This is a genomic window from Pseudomonas sp. NFACC24-1, from assembly GCF_900115235.1.
GTDB lineage: Bacteria > Pseudomonadota > Gammaproteobacteria > Pseudomonadales > Pseudomonadaceae > Aquipseudomonas > Aquipseudomonas fluorescens_AA.
In genome coordinates this window covers 1-19,652 of the sequence record NZ_FOVS01000005.1, presented here as the reverse complement: position 1 = coordinate 19,652, position 19,652 = coordinate 1, and the positions used below count along the sequence as shown (strand labels likewise).

The window sequence follows — 19,652 nt, the reverse complement described above, 5'->3', positions numbered from 1 at the left end:
AATCGATGACTGACAGGGTCAGAACCTGGTCGAGATCAGTACCGCGCTATACACATTGAGCTTGTCGTCACCTAACTGCACACCTCCATGGTCCGCATCTTTGCTGGGGTCGTAAAGGCCCAGCATTGGAGACAGGATGACATTGGGTGTCACCGACCAGTCCAGGATGAAATCCAATTCCCGTCCCGAACTGTCGATGGCGCCACGGGTACGCTGGTTACGGAAATCATAGGCCAGGATGTTCACCGCGAGGGTCTCGGACGGCTGTGCGCGCCAGTACACTTGCTGGATCGTGGTATTCGCGCCAAACGGTCCTGCATAGTTGGCGGCAACCTCACCCTGGAACCACGTACCGTAGCCACGACTGAATCCGTACAGCAGAGCATCCCAATCAGCGCCGTACTGGCTGAAGCGATACCCCAAGGTCTGTTTCCCCGGCAGGTCGGCAAAGGTCCATGCCGCCTCGACATAGCCGGCTTTCGCATTACCGCGACGAGTGCTCTGGACAGCGATTTCCGACGACAGGAACAAGCCCGGTACACCAGCGTCTCCTGTCGCGCGAAGGCTGTAGACGTCCATGCCATCGCGGTCCACCTGGGCACCGCTCGCAAACTTCTGGTCGACGCCGAGCCCATGCAGGTAGGTCATGCCAACCGTCCCCAGGTCTGCGGTGTATTCAAGGGTGGAAAAAGCCATCTCGACTTTTGCCTGGATCGGATTGTCCGACTTGAACCAGCCGAGCGAGCCATGCAAGCCCTGCTGCCCACCGAGCTTCAACCAGAATGTCTGGTCGAACGCACGCCGCGGCGTGATGTAATAGCCTCCCCCGCGATTGAAACGATTGTCCGCAAGCCCCCTGCCCGCGCTAATACCATCACCCGCAACCAGAAAGCCGTCCCCCAGCAGGATCGCCTGCCTGCCGGCAGAGACTTCCACGCCGTCCTTGCCAAGCGCCGGGAAGAGGTCAGCGGAGCGCCACCCCGCGAAGGCCTCTTCCCATTTATCAGTGCGCTCAGTGCCGTTGGTGAAACCAGCCGCATCGCCATCTCCCCAGGTCGCCGACGCGGTTCGACTCAACGTGCCAAACACCGAGCCCAGGTCGTCGCTAGCCAGACTGCCACTCAATCCATACTTGATGTAGCCCTCACGCCAACTGGAATGCCCCGGCTCACGATTACCCCATTGCTGATAATTTTTCTTGCTGTGAAAAACGCCCACGGTAGAACTCACATCCAGCGACAACGTGCGGTCCGGCTCATCAACCAGCACATAGGCCTGCCCGACAGTGCACCAAAGGCTCCCCGCGATGCAGACGCAACGCCCTATTACATTCGTTAATCCTGGTTTCATGACTCGCGCGCTCCCCTGGTGTGCCGCACAGCGGCACAGCGTTTTTATTATTGTGTTGACCGAGCATCTGTTACTGAGCGATTGCACCGTTGGCGAACATGTCCGCGACGATGAACCAGTTGCCATGCTCTTTTTTCAGCCAAACAGGCTCTTCATCTTGAAGGGAGAGACTCGTTGCCCATGCTCTCAATAACTGTGTGCAGCGGCATGGGCGATTGCGCGTGTGCGTGAGAAAAGCCACAGTCCAGAGCAGCCAGAAGTACAAGGGGGGACGAAACTTTCTTGTTCATGGGGCACCCGTTTCAATGATTGAATTGATCAGATCGCTGTAGGCCAGGTTGTAATTGGCACACAGAAATTTTGAAGCAGATGGGCGCCGATTGATTGGTCGTGCTGGACAGCATTTTGCAAATCATTGCCAGTTCGCGCTCAAATCGCGACCAGCAAAAAGCCGTGCGGATGCGATAAAAAGGCAGTCACATCGCACGGCTCCCTGAACCCAAGGTCAGTGTCCCAGGCTTCTGTAGCTACTCGGTGTGAGGCCCATCTGCTTCTTGAACGTCTTGGAAAAATGCGCCGAGTCGGCAAACCCCCAGTAGCTACCGATATCGGTGATTGAGCGATGTGCGCAAACCGGGTCACGAAGATCCTGCGCTGCCTTCAAAAGCCTCTCACGCAAGATGTAACGGCAGACACTATCGCCACTGGCCTCGAACAGTCTGTAGAGCTGGCGACTGGAAATGCCCAGTTCTTCGGACAGCGACGCTGGCGACAGCCGCGGTGAGTCAAGCCTTTGCTGGATGATGGATTGCACTTCATGCAACTGCCATCCCGGCGAGTGCTCGCTCGCACGGTACTCCAACACCGACTCAAGCAGGGCCACCAACGCCCTCTGCATGCCATCGCCATCCTGCGGGCAAGACCAATGAGGCAGCTCGCCTCCAGCGACCTGACGCACCAGCGTGCCAAGCAGTTGGCCGCAGACGCCCGTGGTCGACAGCTTGCCAAAACGGGTACGGTCCAGGCCTTTGAACAACTCACGCGGCAGAGGGATCGACACATGGGAAAACAACCCATGGGGTGTCATTTTTACCGAATCGGAAAAGTCGAGCAGAGCGAGGTCACCTGCTCGCAGGTCAACGACCCGGTCACCCAGCTCAATGGCCATCGAGCCTTGTTGTTGTAACACAAGGAAACACCTATCCGACGAATCGCGCGCGCCTACCCGAATTGACTTGGCAATCACATTGGCATTGCTACGAATGTGGGCGACAGCCGTGCTACCCACCTGCGTCTGTTTGATTTCCCCAATGAAAAGGCTCTGGCAATGGTCATAGCGTGTTTCGAAACGGCCGCAGGCCGCGCGTACACTTTCGTTCCATGCCGACAACGCTTGACCACTCATAGATATTCTCTCCGGGGCACGCCCAAATTTAGTGCGTATTTCACGTGATTTCGGTAACAAAAAAAGCCTTTTCAAGGAGCAAGCACAGAGCGAGCCAACTCGCGAATAAAAAAAATGAAGGGCGTCATTTGTCTGTCAACGCCAAGCCTTTGTGCCAGGGTGCCAGCCCATATGGTTTGCAGGTCAAGCCCGCTAGCCTGTGGTGCCAACCACGCGCCGCGGAATCGAACACATGATGAGTCTCGCATTGAGCATTCAAAACAAGATCGCCCTGCTGGCCAGCGTCTGCCTGGCTACAGTAGTGGCACTGGTCGTGGGGCTGTCCCTTGGGCAACGCCAGACCAGTGAGGACTTGATCGTCGACACATCCGGCCAATTGTTACTCACGTCGGCCCAGAACAACTTGCAGGCCCAAGGCCAGTCCCAGGCCCTGGCTATTCAACAAGGATTCAACCGGGCCTACGAGTTCGGTCAAGGTCTCAGTCGCCAGGTGATGCATCTGCGCGACCGCGCCGACAAGGCCCCTGACCCTGCTGCGTCCCACGCCTTGAGGCAGGACCTGGCGCAGGTGCTGCATCAGGCAATTACCGAACGTCCTGAATTGCTGGGCCTGTTCATTGTCTTCGAACCCGATGCATTGGATGGACGCGATGCAGACTTCATCGGTCAGCAAGCGCTGGCCAGCAACGACAGCGGGCGCTTCTCGATGTACTGGCTACAGCCCTCGTCCGGAAAGCTGGAAATGGTACCGGGCGATGAAAAGCTCCTTGCCGATATCTCTCCAGGCCCCAGCGGCGCGCCGTTCAACACGTTCTACACCTGCGCCCGCGACCATGCCAAAGCCTGCCTGCTCGACCCCTACGTCGACAATTCGAGCGCACCGGCGAGGCTGGTCACCACGATTGCCTTGCCACTGATTGAAAACGGCAAAGTCGTGGCGGTACTGGGTCTGGACATCAGCCTGGAGACCCTGCAGCGGGATGCTCAAAAAGCGAGTACCACTCTCTATGACGGCCAGGGCGGCATTTCGATTATCAGTGCGGCAGGCCTGGTGGCCGGTGATAGCCTTCATCCGGAGCAACTGGGCAAGCCATTGCAGGCAACACTTCCCGCCCAGGCCACGGATGTGCTCGAGACTATGCGCGAGGGACAGGTTCGAACCCTTGAAAATGACCAACGAATCAGCGTGATCGTGCCGATTCGCCCCTTTGCCGATGCAACGCCTTGGGGTGTGGTGGTCACCGTTGCAAAAGAGGTGCTAGCCGCCCCGGTGGTCACCTTGAAGGACCGGATGTACATGCAGCGGGTAAACAGCCTGCTACTTGAACTCGCTCTCGGCATCGCTGCGGCGATACTGGGGGTCGCAATGATGTGGCTGACGGCCCGCAGCGTAACCCGCCCTCTGCTGCGGGTGGCTCGACTGCTCGAGGATATCGCCGATGGCGAAGGTGACCTCACGCGGCGTCTGGCCTACCCTGCCAAGGATGAGCTGGGCCGATTGTGCAATGCCTTCGACCGGTTCCTGGATCAACTGCAACCGGTGATCGCCACGGTGCAGAGGGCCGTACACAACGCTCGCGAGACGGCCAATCAATCGGCCCAGGTCGCCAGCCTCACACATGCTGGCATGCAGCAGCAGATTCGCGAGTTCGAACAAATGGCAACCGCTCTGCACGAGATGTCGGCGACCTCGCAGGATGCCGCCCAGAGTGCCGCGCAGGCAGCGGATGCCGCGCGGCATGCCGACCAGGCCACCAGCAATGGGGTGCGCGTGATCGAAAACACCGCCCAAGGCATCCAGGCGCTGGCCACAGGCATGAGCAATGGCATGGTGCGTCTGCAGGCGTTATCGTCGAGCAGTCAACAGATCGGCACAGTCATGGAAGTCATCCTCTCGATTGCCCGGCAGACCAACCTGCTCGCCCTCAATGCTGCCATTGAAGCCGCGCGAGCCGGTGATGCCGGTCGTAGCTTTGCAGTGGTGGCCGATGAAGTCCGTAGCCTGGCCCAACGCACTCAGGCGTCGGTCGAAGAGATCGGTGCCGTGGTCGAAAACCTGCACAGCGGCACCCACGATGTGACGGCAGCGATGCAGCAGAGCCATGACTTGGCCCAACGCAATGCCATCGAGGCGCGCCTGGCCCTTGAAGCGCTGGAACAGATTCGCCAGGCCGTCAGCGTCATCACCGACATGAACGTGCAGATTGCCTGCGCAACGGAAGAACAGAGCAGTGTCGCCGAAGAGATCAACCGCAATGTCGTAGCGGTGCGTGATGTCACGGCTTCGCTGTCGACCCAGGCCGAACGCTCGGCGAGCATCAGCCAGCAACTGAACGAACTGGCCACCGAGCAACAGGCGCTGGTGCGGAAATTCAAGACCTGAACGCAGACCAGGCAGACGCTTTCGCTCATTCAGGTGCTGTACGCGTGCGCACTGGTCACTTCCTTTTTCCATCACCCACTTATGTTCAAAATCCCTTTGCTGACGTTATCGCTGACGTGCACACCTGTACTTGCCGAGACGAATATGAATTAGAAGTTTCAGCACGCGCCTCAAAGGCCAGTCAGCAGCGTTGTACGACTGGCCGACACCCAAGCGCATGATTACGACCATGGCGCAGGCGACCGGGGAATATTATCAAGAGCTACATGACGATGCCGCGCAGGTACCTGCGCGGCATGAGGATGACTACCAGCACGTCTTACGCCAGGGGAAGGTTCAAGTTGGTGCCCTTCACCCTGGCCGACAAGGATGAGTACGCCACCGTCAGCGAACGCCTGGCGGCGTTCGTCGAGGCTTAGCGCAATGCCCCGGTGCGCGCTGAATAGCTCTCACAAAGCACTCACAGTCGGGAAAGGACGGCGATGTCTGAATCCTGTGTGCGCTTGAACGCTAGCTGAACTCTCAACACCGCAGCACCGTAGATAGCCAGGACCGCCACCGAACAGGCGCCGGAGAACACCAATACCGCAGAGTAACCAAATGCCTCGATCAGGAACCCACCAATGGCCGGCCCGAATGCCGCACCGAGGGACAGGCAAAGCGCGCCCAGTGCGACCAGCTTGCCCGACAGGTCGAACTCAGCCATGACGCCAAAGGTATAAGCCAGCACGAAGCTGATCGAAAAGAGAAAGCAAATAACCCCTGCGACATAGGTAGCTAGGGAAGAAAACTGCGCCAGTGCCACCAGGCCCAGCAACTCCGCCAGGATGATCACGGCCACCGGCATGAAGCGCCCCACCTTCAGGCCGATCGCCGAGGCGATGAAACCACCGCCGGCATTGATCAAAAAGCCCAATGCCAGCACCATCCCGATGGTATCGGATGTCAGTCCGGTCTTTTTCCCCATGAGCTCAAGGAACGCCCACACAGACATGATGCCGGTCAGGAACACCAAACTGGCAACCAGACTCAACCACACGATGGCTCGACTCTCTACGCTGGCAATCAGCCCGCAAGCATCGGAGGCATCCAATTGCCGCTCACTGCGGCGCGGCACCCACGGCAGCGGCAAGATGCCCATCACCACCATGGCAATGGCGATGGTAATCAGCATGCCCTCAAAGCCCCAGACTGGCGCCACCGCCACCGGCAGCACGATGAGCAGAAAGGCGCCCGGCACGGTCTCGATACCCAGCTTGAAACCAAACGCACGTTCAGGCTGAGAACTGTCACCGAAGATCGTCATGGCCAGGGCATACAAAGCGCCTGTCCCAGCGCCGGCCAGGGCCATGATCACCAGCAGTATTTCATAGGAGGGGGCGCGCAAAACAGACAACACCGCGCCCACCACCACAGCCGACGACAGTGCCGAAATAACCCGCCAACTGAGCTGGTGAATCCACAGCAAGGAGGCCAACCCGAACGCCCCAAACCCCAGGTTCATGGCCATGGCGAGGTTGCCCAGTTGATGCTCGCCAAGTCCGAAGCGCTCCGCAAGCGCTCCAAACAGCACGGGAAGCACGTTCAATAACAGCGCGCCTGCGCCCGAGACCAGCCCTGCACACAGATAAACGGATACTTTATCGATCGGATTTTTTTTTGTAGTTTTCATTTTAAGTGTCCTGGCTTGATAGACAGAGGCTCAAGTTTGCTTAATGGTGGCCTACACGGTAGGCATTGAGTCGGTGAGAAACCTTGCCCAGGGAGCACAGCACAGCCCTGAAACGGTCCTTACCGAAAATACGCTTGAGTGCGCAGGAGTAGATGTCGGACCCGACAATACTGCGTACCTGTGAACCTTCCAGATCAGTGATTTCCTGATCTGGGTTCAGGCTCTGGAAGTCTTTGGTTAAGGCTTGCAACAGCTTGCCCTGACGCTTGTTGATCACGACCTCAGCCTCGATATCATTTGCGAGGCTCCGATAATGCAGGTCGTACTTGCGGGTCATGGCGTAATACGAAGAAGGGTTTTCCAGAGACGACGACATGCCAGCCTACCTCTCTATTATCAGGGCCATGCAGTGACGAGCCCCTCTGGATGCATCGATAGCCAACATTGCATTGGCCGCGTCATGCACATCCGAACGACACCGCTCTGCTTATCACGCCAACAGTGTGTAGCGAATTGGCTGGGCTGGCATGTCCAATATTGCCGGATTTTTGGTTAAGGCTGACAAACCACCCGCCAGTTGACTCAAGCCTGCACTGCTACCGAGCGGACAGGCGTACGGAGGGTAAAAACATAGGCTACGAGACAACCCAGCCCGCAACACCCCACCACCAGACACATGGGCCACGACGTGCCGTCGGCCAAATAGCTCACCCACAGACTGGCCAGCGCTCCGGTAGCGAATTGCACCGAGATCCCCAGTGCAACGCTCGCCCCGGCCTGGCGTGGAAATAGCGCCATCAGGCAGGCCGTGCAATTGGCCCCTAGTAAGCCGGTCACGCCCATGTAGAGCACCATGCAACACACGATGCTTGCCAGCCCGCCCCATTCGGTAAGCCCTACGAGCAACAGCATCAGCCCAGCCCCGCCCGCCAGCACGGCGCCCACGCCCAGCATGCGTTGCGGCCCGTAACGGCCCACCCGGCGGGCATTGATGAAGGTCACCAGGATGATGCCGAGGATGTTCAGGGCAAATAATCCACTGAACACCCGTGGCGACACCCCGAAGTACACGACATACAAAAAAGGCGAAGCAGTGATAAAGGCGAACATGCCGCCAAACGCCAGAGACATGCACAGGATCAACGCCACCGCCCTCGGCTGGCCGGCGATGGAAAGGTAGGCCGCGAAGGCCGTCTTAACCGATGCGCCACGCTCCTGCACCGGAAGGCTCTCCTTCAAGCCCAGCGCGACCACCAAGAGGCACAGGCTGGACAGGATGAACAACGCGGCGAAAATCGTACGCCAGCCTTGAATCAGCACCAGCCAGGTACCGATCATCGGCGCGACCAGCGTCGCCATCATGGTCAACAGGTGCATCCACGACAGCACCTTGGCTGCCTGCACCAGGCCCACCAAATCCCTGGCGATAGCGCGGGCCAACACCAATGCACCCGCCCCGCCCAACGCCTGAAGAAAGCGCCAGGCAATCAATTGCTCGACGCTGCAGGCAAACAGGCAACCCAGGGTTGCCACCACGTAGAGCACCAGACTGCCCAATAGCAGGTGACGACGACCATAACGGTCTGACAGCGGGCCGTAGAACAACATGCCCAGGCACAACCCGGCGAGGAAGGCGCTGATGGTATGTTGCACCTGCGCGGTGCTGCTCGACAGGTCCTGGGCGATTTGCGGAAGACTGGGCAGGTAAGTGTCGATCGAAAACGGCACAAAGGCCGTCAGCGATGAAAGCAATGCAGTCAGCCGCGTACGAGCGTTCATCGGCCCAGGATCTCGATGCGTTCAAGAAACTCGGCGCCCAGCCGGTTGAAGATCTCACCTTGGTCGTCGTGCACAGAGTGGCTGGCGTCCGCGACCTCGGCCGTGTGCGCCTGCACATTGCTGTCGCGCATGGCTTGAAATGTCGCCGCTGGCAGAGAATCCAAGCGCACGCCGCGAATGAACAAGGTCGGGCAGTCCAGGGCACGCACCGCCGGACTGATGAAAAAACGGCTGTCCGGGAACATCGTTTTGCTCCGTGAGTGCAGGACCTGCGACTTAGAAACGATCAAAGCGATATGGGCTTGGATCGATGATCGGCGTATGCCCGCTGACGAGATCGGCTGCCAGGTGACCAGCCGCCGGCGAAGTACCGAAACCGTGCCCGGAAAAACCGGTGGCCAGGGTCAGGCCGGGAATGTTCGCGACCGGCCCTATCACCGGATTCGAATCCGGAGTCACATCGATAGTACCCGCCCAGGCTTGGGCTATCTTCGCTTGCTCGAACACCGGCCAGGCAGCCTTGAGGTTATTCATCGCATCATTATTGAGCCGCGGGTTGGCGGCCGGATCCTGCACGCGTACGCGTTCGAACGGGCTGACGCTGTCGGCCGACCAGCGCCGGGACAGCGCCAGGTCGTTGAAAAAATACTTGCCCAGCGACACGTTCAACACACTGCGCTGCGCACGAAATTGCGGCATGTATTGCTTGGCAAGTAACAGGTGGTCGAGAGTCAAAAAGGCGTCCAGCTTGCCGCGCTGGGTAATGATGAAGCCGCCGTCCTTGTGTTTGCGAAACGAAAAGTCCGGCGCCCCCACGGCAATTTCGGTGGGCCCTTGCATCGGATGTGTACGCAGCACCGAGCAGGTCAAGGCCAGCGTCGGCAATGACACGCCAAGGTTGCCCAGAAAACGCCGCGACCACATCCCGCCTGCAAGCAATACCTGGTCGCAGCGGATCTCGCCTTTCTCTGTGACCACGCCACTGACCTTTCCGGCGGACATCTGCAGCGTCCGCACCGCGCACTGCTCGATGATCACAACACCCAGGGCCATGGCAGCCTTGGCAATCGCGCTGCTGGCCAACGTCGGTTCCGCGCGGGCATCGGACGGCGTGTAGATCCCGCCGGCCCAGTCATCCTTGCCGCCCGGCACAAGCTGCGCGATCTCACGCTTGCTGAGCAATCGCGAATCAAGGGATAGGTGCTCGACCGATTTGAGCCAGCCTGCATGCATCGCCATCTGCGCTTCGTTGCGCGCGACGAACATGATGCCCTCTTGCCGGTAGCCCACATCCGCGCCAACACGCTCAGGCATTTGTGCCCACAAGCGGTCCGCGGCCAGAGCCAGCGGAATATCGCCGGCATGGCGGCTGGTCTTGCGCACCCAGCCCAGATTGCGTGAAGACTGCTCGCCGGCAATACGGCCTTTTTCCAGCACCACTACGGCAATATTGCGTTCGGCCAGTGTCAATGCAGCCGTCAAGCCGATGATTCCGCCACCGATGATGACGACGGAGGTCACGGTGGGAAACACGGTAGACGTATTCACGGGCGCAATAGTCGGGGCCATGATCAAGACTCGATAAGCAATGGAGGTTAGCCGCGCAAGCGTACGGCCGTGTAATGGTTTACTGCGACAGACGAATGACTTCGACTTGCGCCTTGGAGGCGTTGCGATAGGCCGTCACTTCCAGTTCCACCTTGTAGACCGTCGAACCCAACGGCGGGCACGTGACCGTACTGGCCGGGTCGACGCCGCGAAACTTCTCGCCGATCAGGGTCATTACTGCCGGCACATCCTTGGGATCCTGGATGAACACCCGCGAACACACCACGTCGGCCAGGCTTGCATCGACGGCGGCCAGGGCGGTTTCGATATTAGCGAAGACCTGGTGCGTCTGTTCGAGGATGTCCTCCGGGATCAGTTTGGTTTGCGGGTTGCGGCCGGCGGTATTGGACACATAGATCCAGTTGTCCACCACCACCAGGCGGGAATAGCTGGCCTGGTCTTCAAACGGGGAACCGGTCTTGAGCTTGATGATTTTTGTCATGTCGAAGGTCTCGTCAGTTTGGTCAGAAATGGCTCAGCGCAGCACCGGGGTTTCCCACAGATTCAGTTTCACGCCGATGCCTTTTTCGATGGCATTGCGGTACACCACGGTGCCCCAGGCCACATCTTCCACGGGCATGCCGCCTACCGACATGATGATGATTTCTTCATCGTTCCTACGGCCCTGAGCTTCGCCGGCAACGATCTTGCCGATGTCTTCGAGCTCGTCCGCCCGCATCTTGCCTTCGGCGATCATGTCCATGAAACGTACGCCGATCACCGGTACGCAGTGGTGCGCAGGCTTGGGCAACTCTTCGAACCAGGCTTCATAGAGACCGGTATTGTCCAGCACCTTGCGCACGTCGGCACGCTCCATCCCTTCATCCAAGGAGCAGGACGCCGGCATCGCCATGAAGGCTCCCGGTTTGACCCACTCGCGTTTGACGATTGGGTAGTTTGAGGGGTCGCCTACCTCACCGGAGCTACAATAAGTAACAAGATCGGAGTCACGTACCACCTCTTCGAGGCTGTCGACTACTTCTATCGTGGTGACCTGTGGGTAGGTTTCCTTAACCCAGGCAATAAAATCATTCAGGCTTTTCTCGCCACGGCCTTTGACCTTCAGGGTGTCGATTAGTGGGCAAACGGCAATGAATGCGGCGAGTGTCGTCTTGCCCATCACACCCGGGCCGAGCAAACCGACCACTTTCGAGTCCTTACGGGCCAGGTGGCGCGCGCCGACACCGGGAATCGCACCGGTGCGATACGCCGACAGCAGGTTGGCGGACATATGGGCCAGCGGTGCGCCGGTGTCGGGGTCATTGAGGGTAAACATCAGAATCGAGCGTGGCAGGCCTTTTTCGCGGTTGGCGATATTGGAGCCGTACCATTTGACGCCCGCGGTGCAAAAGTTGCCGCCCAGGTAGGCCGGCATTGCCATCATGCGCCGGTCAGCGGTGGGCTTGGGCATGTTCGGGAACGGCGAGTCCTTGGGAAAAACCACCATCGCGCCGTGGGAATCGTTGTTCGGGCCGGCCATGCGGTAATCACCGATGTACAGCAGGCCGAACATCTCTTCCATGGTGTTCACACAGGCCAACATGTCGGTCACGCCAGCGCGGATCATGTCCTGCTCGGACAGGTAGATGAAGTCTATTTTTGTAGTAGTTGACATAGTTATTCTCGAACTGAAGGTGATATCGCTGCGGTAGGCGCTGCTCCCACGCTATCGAGGTCGAGTATCAAGCCGCGGTTTGCGGCGGTATTGTAAATTTCGGACATTGACACTTGCCCCTCCCGAACGTAAGAGTTGGCGCGAAAAATGCGTGATTATTCCCGTATTTTTCCACTCAAAGGTCCGGTCATGGTCAACCTGCGCACGCCGATGCCACGGCACCGCACCGCGTACGAACAACCCTGGTTCGTACTCAGTTCATCGCGATTTTCGGTAATACCTTCCGACCACCCGGCCATTTCGCATTTCTATGCCTTTGATGTCGCCCACTCAGCAGACCTGCTGGCGGTGCCGGACGGCTGCGTGGACATCGTGTTCGACTGTGATAGCACGCGTCCGAGTGTGAGAATCTGTGGCACTCCGTTGGAGGCGCAACGGGTTGAACTGCTCCAGGGGCATCATTACTTCGGTGTACGCTTTTCGCCGGGGGTAATTCCTGGCTTCATCAACGTACTGGCTGAGGACCTGACCGAACAGGAATGGGATCTGCTGGAAGTATCTGCGTTTGCCCAGCGCATTTTCGAAAGCATCGTCAAAGCCCCGCAGTTGCACGAACAGATGAAGCTGTTCAACGACTACCTGACCCCACGCTTGATGGGCAGGACATCGAAACTCACCGCGATGGTCATCCACCAGGCACTCGCGCGCCGTGGGGATCTACGCATTCAGCAGCTTGAAGATCTCAGTGGGTACACCAGTCGTACCATCCATCGCCAGTTCAGCCATGACACCGGCCTGTCACCCAAGACCTTCTGCAGGATCATCCGCTGCCAGACAGCCCTCGACACCCTCAATACCCAGCAAGCAGTGTCATTCTCGGAATTGGCCCTGGACCTGGGCTTTTCCGATCAATCGCACTTCCTGCGCGACTTCAAGAAGCTGATCAGTACAACCCCTTGCGATTACCAGCGCATAATGCTGCGGAACGCTTATATCGACCGCATCAGCTTCGCCTGAGCCCTGCTCCTGCTCGCGGGAAGAATTTTAAGCATCTGGGCGTTAGACGATTCAGTGCAGGTTCGAGCATCGCGAGTTTCCGTACGGTGCCATGGGAGCATTGGTCCGCAGTTCCTTGGACGATGGCCAAATCAGTCTCTTAGACGGAATAGGAGGTAATAACGTCGTATCCGCCCGGCCAAGTCATCTACCCATCCCAACGATATGCGTCTGACAAGGCAATGGCAGAAAACCCTAGGCCTCATTATTTTCAACATGGGCTGTGGTGCATTCCCTCAGGACTTCGATGAATGCCTGCAACCCAGATGGGATATGGCGATGTCCCGGGTAATATAAAAACAATCCTGGAATTGGCGGGCACCAGTCTTCCAGAACCTTCACAAGTCGCGCGTCAGCCAAAGATCGCGAGACTACGCGCTCTGGCACGTAGGCGATGCCAAGTCCAGAAATGGCGGCGTCGGCCATGATTTCCGGGTTATCGAGGATCAACTGTCCTTTGGGATCGATGACCAATGACTGCCCATGCTTTTCAAACTCCCATCGATAAGGTTTACCACTCGGCATTCGGATGCCGATGCACTGATGTCGAAGCAGATCATCTGGGGTCAATGGGTATGAATGAGTCTTGAGGTAGTTCGGGGAAGCGACGGTTACAAACCGAATATCCGGGCCTATCGGAACGGCGATCATGTCTTGAGGTATTGACTCACCCAAACGGATGCCCGCGTCGAAGCCGTTGGCAACGACATCGACCAAGCGACCATCGGTGACAAGATCGACCGACATCTGCGGGAAACGTCGCAGGAATGTCGGCAAGGCATGTTCCATCAAAACGCGGGCAGCCTGATCGCTTGCATTGATGCGCAGGGTGCCACTTGGAAGATCCCGATACTGATTAACTTCATCTACAGCCAGCGCAAACTCTCGCAATACCGGGCTCAACCGGCTCAGTAGGCGCTCCCCCGCTGCCGTCGGAGCGACGCTGCGCGTTGTGCGATTGAGCAAACGAATCCCGAGCCTTGCCTCGAGGGTTCTCATCAAATGGCTCAGCGTGGACGCGGACAAACCCAGCTCATCCGCCGCTTTTCGGAAGCTTCGGTGACCAACGATCAGCGCCAACGCACGTACGTCAGTGAGTGACAGGGGGAATTCATTCATGGCTATTTTTCACCAGGTCATCCTCATTCTGCTCGATAGTAGCAGCAGTCCAGGACGCGTAGCGTTAAACCCTCGCAAGCCTGTCCGGCTCGCTCTGAGGAGAACATACCGATGAATAAAACCTGGTTAGTCACTGGCAGCTCGTCCGGCATTGGCTTGGCGGTAGTTGAGCAATTGCTGGGACGTGGGGATCGCGTGGCGGCTACGTTGCGTGAACCTCAAGCACTCAGTCACTTGAAAGAGCGCTACGGCGAACGGCTGTGGACAGCGGCACTGGATGTGAACGATACATCCGCCATTCGGAATGTCGTTAACCGCGCATTCACTGAACTAGAGCGCATTGATGTCGTGGTCAGCAGCGCAGGATACGCATTATTCGGCGCCGCCGAGGAATGCAGTGACGAACAAATCAATCAGCAATTGCAAACTAACCTGGTCGGCTCAATCCAGTTGATTCGCGCTTGCCTGCCTTTTCTCCGTCGGCAAGGGGGCGGTCGAATTCTGCAAGTATCGTCGGAGGGCGGCCAACTGGCTTATCCAAACTTCAGCCTTTACCACGCCAGCAAATGGGGCATTGAGGGTTTTGTCGAATCGGTCGCGCAGGAGGTTGCACCATTTGGCATTCAGTTCACCCTCGTAGAGCCAGGCCCGACTCGTACGAACTTTGCCGCGGCCTTGATCAGCCCTCCGGTGATGGCGGAATACGAACAGACGCCTGCCGGCGAGGTGCGTAGAGCTGTCGCCAGTGGTGCTTTCCCCCTGACAGGAGATCCGCAGAAAATGGCCAAAGCCATGCTGGGGATCGCCGAAGCCGAACCGGCGCCAAAACGTCTGCTGTTAGGCAGCGGTGCTTATGGACGTGTCCACGCAGCGCTGAGCCAGCGAGTGGCTGAGCTGGAGCAGTACAAGGAAATCGCAATGAGCACTGAGATCGAGTGAGTTCCGTTCAGAGAAGAGTTGCAACAGGTATTTGCTTTGCAGAATGTGGCGGCGTTAAGGTTTCCAGTTACTAGACAGCAGATCAGTAAGCTCACGCGCCCGCTGCGTCGGCAGGCGCGTGAGAACGTCCTTGAGATAGGCATACGGATCATGCCCATTGAGGTACCGCCGTTTCCTACCTCACAGAGGTCCCATACTTAAGCAACTGCATTGCACAACCGGCCCCTAACACGTCGCCCTTCGCCATTAAAAGCATACCTTTCAAAGGAATTGGACTGTCATGACTGCACTGGATACCGCTTTTCACCATCTGCATCAGAACGGACTGCTGGTCCTGGCCAATGTGGCCGATGCGGGCGGTGCGCGCATCGTCGAACGCCTGGGCGGCAAGGCGGTAGCGACCAGCAGCGCGGCCATGGCCTGGTCTCATGGTTATCAGGATGGCAACAAGTTGCCTCTCGACCTGCTGAGCACCACCGTCAAGTCGATGGCACGGGTGCTCAGCGTACCGCTCACGGTGGATATCGAAGGCGGCTACTCCGATGACCTGGAGCAGGTCGGTCGAGTAATCAACACAGTCATCGCCGCCGGGGCGGTCGGGATAAACATCGAAGACGGCCTGGGCTCGCCAGAGCTGCTGGGTCGCAAGATCGACGTTGCGAAAAAGGTGGCAAACCAGGCGGGCGTCAAGCTGTTCATCAACGTACGGACCGACGTCTACCTTAAGAACCTGTTCCCCGCCGAACAACGCCTGGAGGAACTCCTGAAGCGCGCCGCACTGTATGCCAGCGCCGGGGCGGACGGCCTGTTTGCCGCTGGCGTGATCGATTCAAACGAAATTGCCACCCTCTGCCAGGAGACCAAACTGCCAGTCAACCTGCTGTCCCGGGACGGACTGCCCTCCCCCGACGAATTGAAGCGTCTGGGGGTCAGACGACTCAGCGCGGGCTCCAGCATCGCCGAGTTTCTGCACGGCGCCATGGGAGCATTGGTCCGCAGTTTCTTGGACAACGGCCAACTCGACACCCAAACCTTGAAAGCCCACACATACGGCGAATTGAACGCTTTGATGGCGGTGAAAAACGAGTAATGCCTGTCCTCGGACGAGGCCAAACGCCAGTCCGAGCAGAAATTGCACTGCCAGCTCCAACACGTTGCCCAGATAGACCGGACACCAAGGCCTGCAAGCGTATTTCTATAATGATCGCAATCAACCTGAAGCGAGCACATCGCCCGCAATCACGGGCCTTGCTCTGCTGGTCCTGGCTACAAATCGTGTTACTCAAATCGATGTTATCGGTGGTCAGTACGCCGCACTGGCAGTTTCATCCTGAAAGGTGCTGGTAGTCAGGGCTGCACCGTTCGCCGTTCCATCCAAGGGGGCCGCTCCTACGCTCGCCTCTCATGTATCCCGCCTGCAAGGGGCGGGGACCGCCCCCCCGGTGAGCGAGCAGGCAACGCACGGGCTCAAGCCTGCGCGGCAGCTCTAGCCCGCGGCGGGGCGAGAAAAAAATTCCTATACGACATCGTACAACAATTAAAAAAGTGCTTCCCATCTGCAAAAGCGCTGCTATTTTAAATGCGCATCAAGCCCGCCCCACCCCATCAAAAGGCGCCGGAAAACCGTTTCCAGCGCGGCCATACCCGGCCGAGGGGCAGCGTCGAGGCTTGTATGCCGTTGTTTTTCTAAACAGGACCAGTCCGTATCGCGCAGGCCACAAGCCTTGCCGCGTCGACCCAGGGGCACGACCCCTGCACAAGGAGGTGTCATGATCGAACCGCGATGCATTTCGTTGAGTTCCACGCAACAATCCGTCTGGCTCGACCAACTGCTATCGCCCGACACACCCTCCTACAACATCGGCGTAACCGTGGAAATCCACGGCACGGTGGACCACGCGCTGTTCGCCTCGGCGCTGCGAGCCGTGGTGGCCCAATTCGATGCGTTGCGGCTGATGATCAGCGACCGCGATGGGCAGGTGCAGCAGCAGGTCGCCGAACATCTACAGGTGCCGTTCACCTTCCACGATTGGCGCGGTGAGTCCGAGGAGCGGGCCATGGCCGCCATCGAGCAATTGAATCGCACGCCGTTCTCGCTCCACGGGCAACCTCTGTGGGGCATGGAATGGTTTCAACTGTCCGACACCCATGCGCTGTGGAACAGCCGCTACCACCACCTGATCAGCGACGGCACTTCGGTGGGCCTGGTCGGCCAGGCTGTCAGCGCCGCCTATAACCAACTGTTCGTCGGCGAGCCACTCCAACTGGACCCGGTGTTGGCTCAGGGCTATCGCAGCTTTGTCGCCAGCGACCGCGATTACATCGATTCGGCGCGCCACGCCAAGGCGCGGGATTTCTGGCTGGAACAGTTCCCGGCACTGCCGGAACCGTTGTTCCAGAGCGCTTCGCCGTCCCGCGATCCGGCCAGCGCCAGCGAGCCGCAGCCCAGTGCCCAGGCGATCTGGACCCTGGGCCACCAGCGCCTGGCCCTCATGACCCAGTGGGCAAGAACCCAGGGCGCGACGTTGAGCCATTGTCTGAGCGCATTACTGGGCGGCTACTTTAGCCGGGTGACCGACCAGCGTGAGCGGCTGGTCATCGGCGTTCCGGTGCACAACCGCAGCAATCCCCTGCAGAAACGGACCGTGGGCATGTTCTCCTCGGTGCTGCCGCTGACGGTCGAGGTCGACCCCGCCGCCAGCTTCGTCGAGACCGTGCAAAAGGTAGCCAGCCAGACCCTGCGCAGCTACCGTCACCAACGCTACCCCCTGCAAAGCCTGCATCGTGAGTTGCGGGCTCGCGCCGGCCATCCCGGCCAGTTGTTCGAGCTGATGCTGTCGGTCGAACAGTACCCCGGCGACGTCAACCTGGCCTCGGCCCGCTGCGCTTTGCGTACCTGGCACAACGGTTATGAGCGCTATCCGCTGGCGATCTATCTGCGGCATTACGAAGCCCAGGTCGAACCCTTCCTGGAATTCAACTACGACCCGCGACTGTTCAGTGCCGAGCAGATGGCCACGCACCTGCGGCGCCTGGAGTGCTTGACCGATCAGGTCCTCGCCGAACCAACCCGGGCCCTGGGCGACTGGGTCCTGCTGGACACAGCCGAACGGCAGCAGATCCTTGATGATTTCAATGCCAGCAGCCGTGACTACCCGGCCGATGAACCGCTGCCTGTGCTCTTCGCCGGGCAGGTGCAACGGCGCCCCGATGCGTGTGCGCTGCTGGACGGCGCGCAGACCCTGAGCTATCGCCAGCTCGACCAACGGGCCGAGCACCTGGCTGGGCATTTGGCGACCTGCGGGATTGGCGCCGGTGATGCAGTGGCGCTGTGCCTGGCCCGGGGGGCGGCGTTGATCGTGTCGATCCTGGCGATCCTCAAGCGCGGCGCATGCTACGTGCCCATCGACCGGGAGGCCCCGACGGCCCATCAGGCGCGGGTACTGGCGGACTGTGGCAGCGCCTGGCTGCTGGTGGCGGGTGATGATCGGCCCGCCCTGGAAAACGTCCGCTTCATTGACGTTGCAGCGTCAGACCATGCATTGGCTGAATCCCACCCGGCCCGCGGGGCCGGCGATGTCGCCTACATCATGTACACCTCCGGCTCCACCGGAACGCCCAAGGGTGTGCAGGTGCCGCACCGCGCCATCACCCGGCTGGTGCGCAACAACGGCTTCGCCGAGTTCACCGCCCAGGACCGCTTCGCCCTCGCCGCCAACCCGGCCTTCGACGCCAGCACCCTGGAGATCTGGGGCGCGCTGCTCAACGGCGGCTGTCTGGTGGTCTGCCCCAGGGAAACCCTGCTGGACGCGGCCCGCTTCAACGAGCACCTGCTGCACCACGAAGTCAGCGTGCTCTGGCTCACCGCCGGGCTGTTCCATCAGTACGCCGAGGCCCTGGCGCCGGCCTTCGGCGCGCTGCGCTACCTGATGGTCGGCGGCGACGTGCTCGATCCGCGACGCATCGAAAAGGTCCTGCGCCATTCGCCACCCAAGCACTTGCTCAACGGCTACGGGCCGACGGAAAACACCACCTTCACCACCACTCACACCATCACCCTCGAGGACGCGTTGGCCGGTGACATTCCCATCGGCCGGCCCGTGGGCAACACCCAGGTCTATGTGTTGGATGAACAGCGCCGCCCGGTGCCCATTGGGGTGGCCGGCGAGCTCTACGTTGGTGGTGATGGGCTCGCCCTGGGGTACCTGAACCAACCGCGACTGAGCGCAGAACGCTTCGTCGCCAACCCTTTCAGCCAGGTGCCCGGGGCACGCTTGTACCGCACCGGCGACCTGGTGCGCTGGCGCGTCGACGGCGTGCTGCTGTTCCTGGGCCGCAATGATTTCCAAGTAAAGATCCGAGGCTTTCGCATCGAGTTGGGGGAAATCGAAGCCCAGCTCAAGGCCCTGCCGGGGATCGGCGAGGCGCTGGTGCTGGCCGATGCCCAGCAGCGCCTGCTGGCCTACTTCAGCGCCACCGAGGCGCAAGCGCCCAACGCCCTGCGCGCCCGCCTGGCGGCCGTGCTGCCGGACTACATGCTGCCGGCGGCTTTCGTCCAGGTGGAAAGTTTCGCGCTGACCGCCAACGGCAAGCTCGACCGCCACGCCCTGCCCCAGCCCGACGAACAGCATTTCGCCCTGCACTGCTACGAAGCGCCCCAAGGGCCAGTGGAAACCCGACTCGCCGAGCTGTGGGCCGAGGTCCTCGGGGTGCCGCGGGTCGGTCG

The 19,652-nt window shown here is 59.5% G+C and carries 15 protein-coding genes and 2 pseudogenes; 6 read left to right on the top strand and 11 right to left on the bottom strand.

All coding sequences use genetic code 11. The features are described from left to right. Positions 1 to 18: 18 nt before the first annotated feature. Positions 19 to 1,350, bottom strand: coding sequence for an alginate export family protein (locus BM317_RS06750; RefSeq protein WP_092169048.1), 1,332 nt, complete (start codon positions 1,348 to 1,350; stop codon positions 19 to 21). Between the two features lie 505 nt (positions 1,351 to 1,855). After that, entirely contained in the window at positions 1,856 to 2,755 is a 900-nt protein-coding gene (gene feaR / locus BM317_RS06745) for a transcriptional regulator FeaR (RefSeq protein ID WP_092169050.1), read from the bottom strand. A 235-nt stretch (positions 2,756 to 2,990) separates the two neighbouring features. Between feaR and BM317_RS06740 the strand changes: the two genes are divergently transcribed. After that, the gene (locus BM317_RS06740) at positions 2,991 to 5,138 is read left to right on the top strand and encodes a methyl-accepting chemotaxis protein (RefSeq protein WP_092473620.1); all 2,148 of its coding nucleotides are present in this window, start codon (positions 2,991 to 2,993) and stop codon (positions 5,136 to 5,138) included. A gap of 296 nt (positions 5,139 to 5,434) precedes the next feature. Continuing rightward, a complete protein-coding gene (locus BM317_RS31005) occupies positions 5,435 to 5,557 on the top strand; it encodes a hypothetical protein (protein WP_256574061.1) in 123 nt (40 codons plus the stop codon). A 41-nt stretch (positions 5,558 to 5,598) separates the two neighbouring features. On the opposite strand, the gene BM317_RS06730 is transcribed toward BM317_RS31005, so the two are convergent. The 7 genes and pseudogenes from BM317_RS06730 to BM317_RS06700 all read right to left on the bottom strand — a co-directional run bounded on the left by BM317_RS06730 (position 5,599) and on the right by BM317_RS06700 (position 11,812). Then, positions 5,599 to 6,810, bottom strand: a complete 1,212-nt coding sequence (locus BM317_RS06730; protein ID WP_256574060.1) for an MFS transporter — start codon at positions 6,808 to 6,810, stop codon at positions 5,599 to 5,601. 40 nt (positions 6,811 to 6,850) lie between these two features. Beyond that, entirely contained in the window at positions 6,851 to 7,186 is a 336-nt protein-coding gene (locus tag BM317_RS06725; protein WP_256574059.1) for a hypothetical protein, read from the bottom strand. Between the two features lie 206 nt (positions 7,187 to 7,392). Further along, a complete protein-coding gene (locus BM317_RS06720; protein WP_092169056.1) occupies positions 7,393 to 8,589 on the bottom strand; it encodes a multidrug effflux MFS transporter in 1,197 nt (398 codons plus the stop codon). Next, positions 8,586 to 8,804: pseudogene (locus BM317_RS06715) on the bottom strand (alpha/beta fold hydrolase); the annotation flags it as partial. The pseudogene BM317_RS06715 and the gene BM317_RS06720, both read right to left, overlap by 4 nt. Positions 8,805 to 8,865: 61 nt before the next feature. Then, positions 8,866 to 10,158, bottom strand: coding sequence for an NAD(P)/FAD-dependent oxidoreductase (locus tag BM317_RS06710; protein WP_092473616.1), 1,293 nt, complete (start codon positions 10,156 to 10,158; stop codon positions 8,866 to 8,868). A gap of 58 nt (positions 10,159 to 10,216) precedes the next feature. Further along, positions 10,217 to 10,639, bottom strand: coding sequence for a RidA family protein (locus BM317_RS06705; protein WP_092169062.1), 423 nt, complete (start codon positions 10,637 to 10,639; stop codon positions 10,217 to 10,219). Positions 10,640 to 10,672: 33 nt separating this feature from the next. Beyond that, entirely contained in the window at positions 10,673 to 11,812 is a 1,140-nt protein-coding gene (locus BM317_RS06700) for an ornithine cyclodeaminase family protein (RefSeq protein WP_092169065.1), read from the bottom strand. Between the two features lie 189 nt (positions 11,813 to 12,001). On the opposite strand from BM317_RS06700, the gene BM317_RS06695 reads away from it, so the two are divergent. Continuing rightward, the gene (locus BM317_RS06695; RefSeq protein ID WP_092169110.1) at positions 12,002 to 12,829 is read left to right on the top strand and encodes an AraC family transcriptional regulator; all 828 of its coding nucleotides are present in this window, start codon (positions 12,002 to 12,004) and stop codon (positions 12,827 to 12,829) included. A gap of 234 nt (positions 12,830 to 13,063) precedes the next feature. Here BM317_RS06695 and BM317_RS06690 read toward each other — a convergent pair whose 3' ends face one another. Further along, positions 13,064 to 13,987, bottom strand: a complete 924-nt coding sequence (locus BM317_RS06690; RefSeq protein ID WP_092473614.1) for a LysR family transcriptional regulator — start codon at positions 13,985 to 13,987, stop codon at positions 13,064 to 13,066. Positions 13,988 to 14,098: 111 nt separating this feature from the next. Between BM317_RS06690 and BM317_RS06685 the strand changes: the two genes are divergently transcribed. Beyond that, complete coding sequence (locus tag BM317_RS06685; protein ID WP_092473612.1) at positions 14,099 to 14,926, top strand: SDR family oxidoreductase; 828 nt, start codon at positions 14,099 to 14,101, stop codon at positions 14,924 to 14,926. Positions 14,927 to 14,980: 54 nt separating this feature from the next. Here the strand turns inward: BM317_RS06685 and BM317_RS06680 are convergent. Next, positions 14,981 to 15,088: pseudogene (locus BM317_RS06680) on the bottom strand (transposase domain-containing protein); the annotation flags it as partial. Positions 15,089 to 15,206: 118 nt separating this feature from the next. On the opposite strand from BM317_RS06680, the gene BM317_RS06675 reads away from it, so the two are divergent. Together BM317_RS06675 and BM317_RS06670 are read left to right on the top strand one after the other, a co-directional pair. Next, a complete protein-coding gene (locus tag BM317_RS06675) occupies positions 15,207 to 16,016 on the top strand; it encodes an isocitrate lyase/PEP mutase family protein (protein ID WP_092473611.1) in 810 nt (269 codons plus the stop codon). Between the two features lie 679 nt (positions 16,017 to 16,695). Beyond that, positions 16,696 to 19,652: non-ribosomal peptide synthetase (locus BM317_RS06670; protein ID WP_139236020.1), on the top strand; the 2,957-nt coding region annotated here is incomplete at its 3' end.

What these genes read in the sequence shown, in the direction of transcription:
- feaR (WP_092169050.1), bottom strand. Translation starts at nt 2,755, where the DNA reads ATGAGTGGTCAAGCGTTGTCGGCATGGAACGAAAGTGTACGCGCGGCC.
- BM317_RS06675 (WP_092473611.1), top strand. Translation starts at nt 15,207, where the DNA reads ATGACTGCACTGGATACCGCTTTTCACCATCTGCATCAGAACGGACTG.
- BM317_RS06750 (WP_092169048.1), bottom strand. Translation starts at nt 1,350, where the DNA reads ATGAAACCAGGATTAACGAATGTAATAGGGCGTTGCGTCTGCATCGCG.
- BM317_RS06690 (WP_092473614.1), bottom strand. Translation starts at nt 13,987, where the DNA reads ATGAATGAATTCCCCCTGTCACTCACTGACGTACGTGCGTTGGCGCTG.
- BM317_RS06695 (WP_092169110.1), top strand. Translation starts at nt 12,002, where the DNA reads ATGGTCAACCTGCGCACGCCGATGCCACGGCACCGCACCGCGTACGAA.
- BM317_RS06725 (WP_256574059.1), bottom strand. Translation starts at nt 7,186, where the DNA reads ATGTCGTCGTCTCTGGAAAACCCTTCTTCGTATTACGCCATGACCCGC.
- BM317_RS06705 (WP_092169062.1), bottom strand. Translation starts at nt 10,639, where the DNA reads ATGACAAAAATCATCAAGCTCAAGACCGGTTCCCCGTTTGAAGACCAG.
- BM317_RS06730 (WP_256574060.1), bottom strand. Translation starts at nt 6,810, where the DNA reads ATGAAAACTACAAAAAAAAATCCGATCGATAAAGTATCCGTTTATCTG.
- BM317_RS06685 (WP_092473612.1), top strand. Translation starts at nt 14,099, where the DNA reads ATGAATAAAACCTGGTTAGTCACTGGCAGCTCGTCCGGCATTGGCTTG.
- BM317_RS06720 (WP_092169056.1), bottom strand. Translation starts at nt 8,589, where the DNA reads ATGAACGCTCGTACGCGGCTGACTGCATTGCTTTCATCGCTGACGGCC.
- BM317_RS31005 (WP_256574061.1), top strand. Translation starts at nt 5,435, where the DNA reads ATGAGGATGACTACCAGCACGTCTTACGCCAGGGGAAGGTTCAAGTTG.
- BM317_RS06740 (WP_092473620.1), top strand. Translation starts at nt 2,991, where the DNA reads ATGAGTCTCGCATTGAGCATTCAAAACAAGATCGCCCTGCTGGCCAGC.
- BM317_RS06700 (WP_092169065.1), bottom strand. Translation starts at nt 11,812, where the DNA reads ATGTCAACTACTACAAAAATAGACTTCATCTACCTGTCCGAGCAGGAC.
- BM317_RS06710 (WP_092473616.1), bottom strand. Translation starts at nt 10,158, where the DNA reads ATGGCCCCGACTATTGCGCCCGTGAATACGTCTACCGTGTTTCCCACC.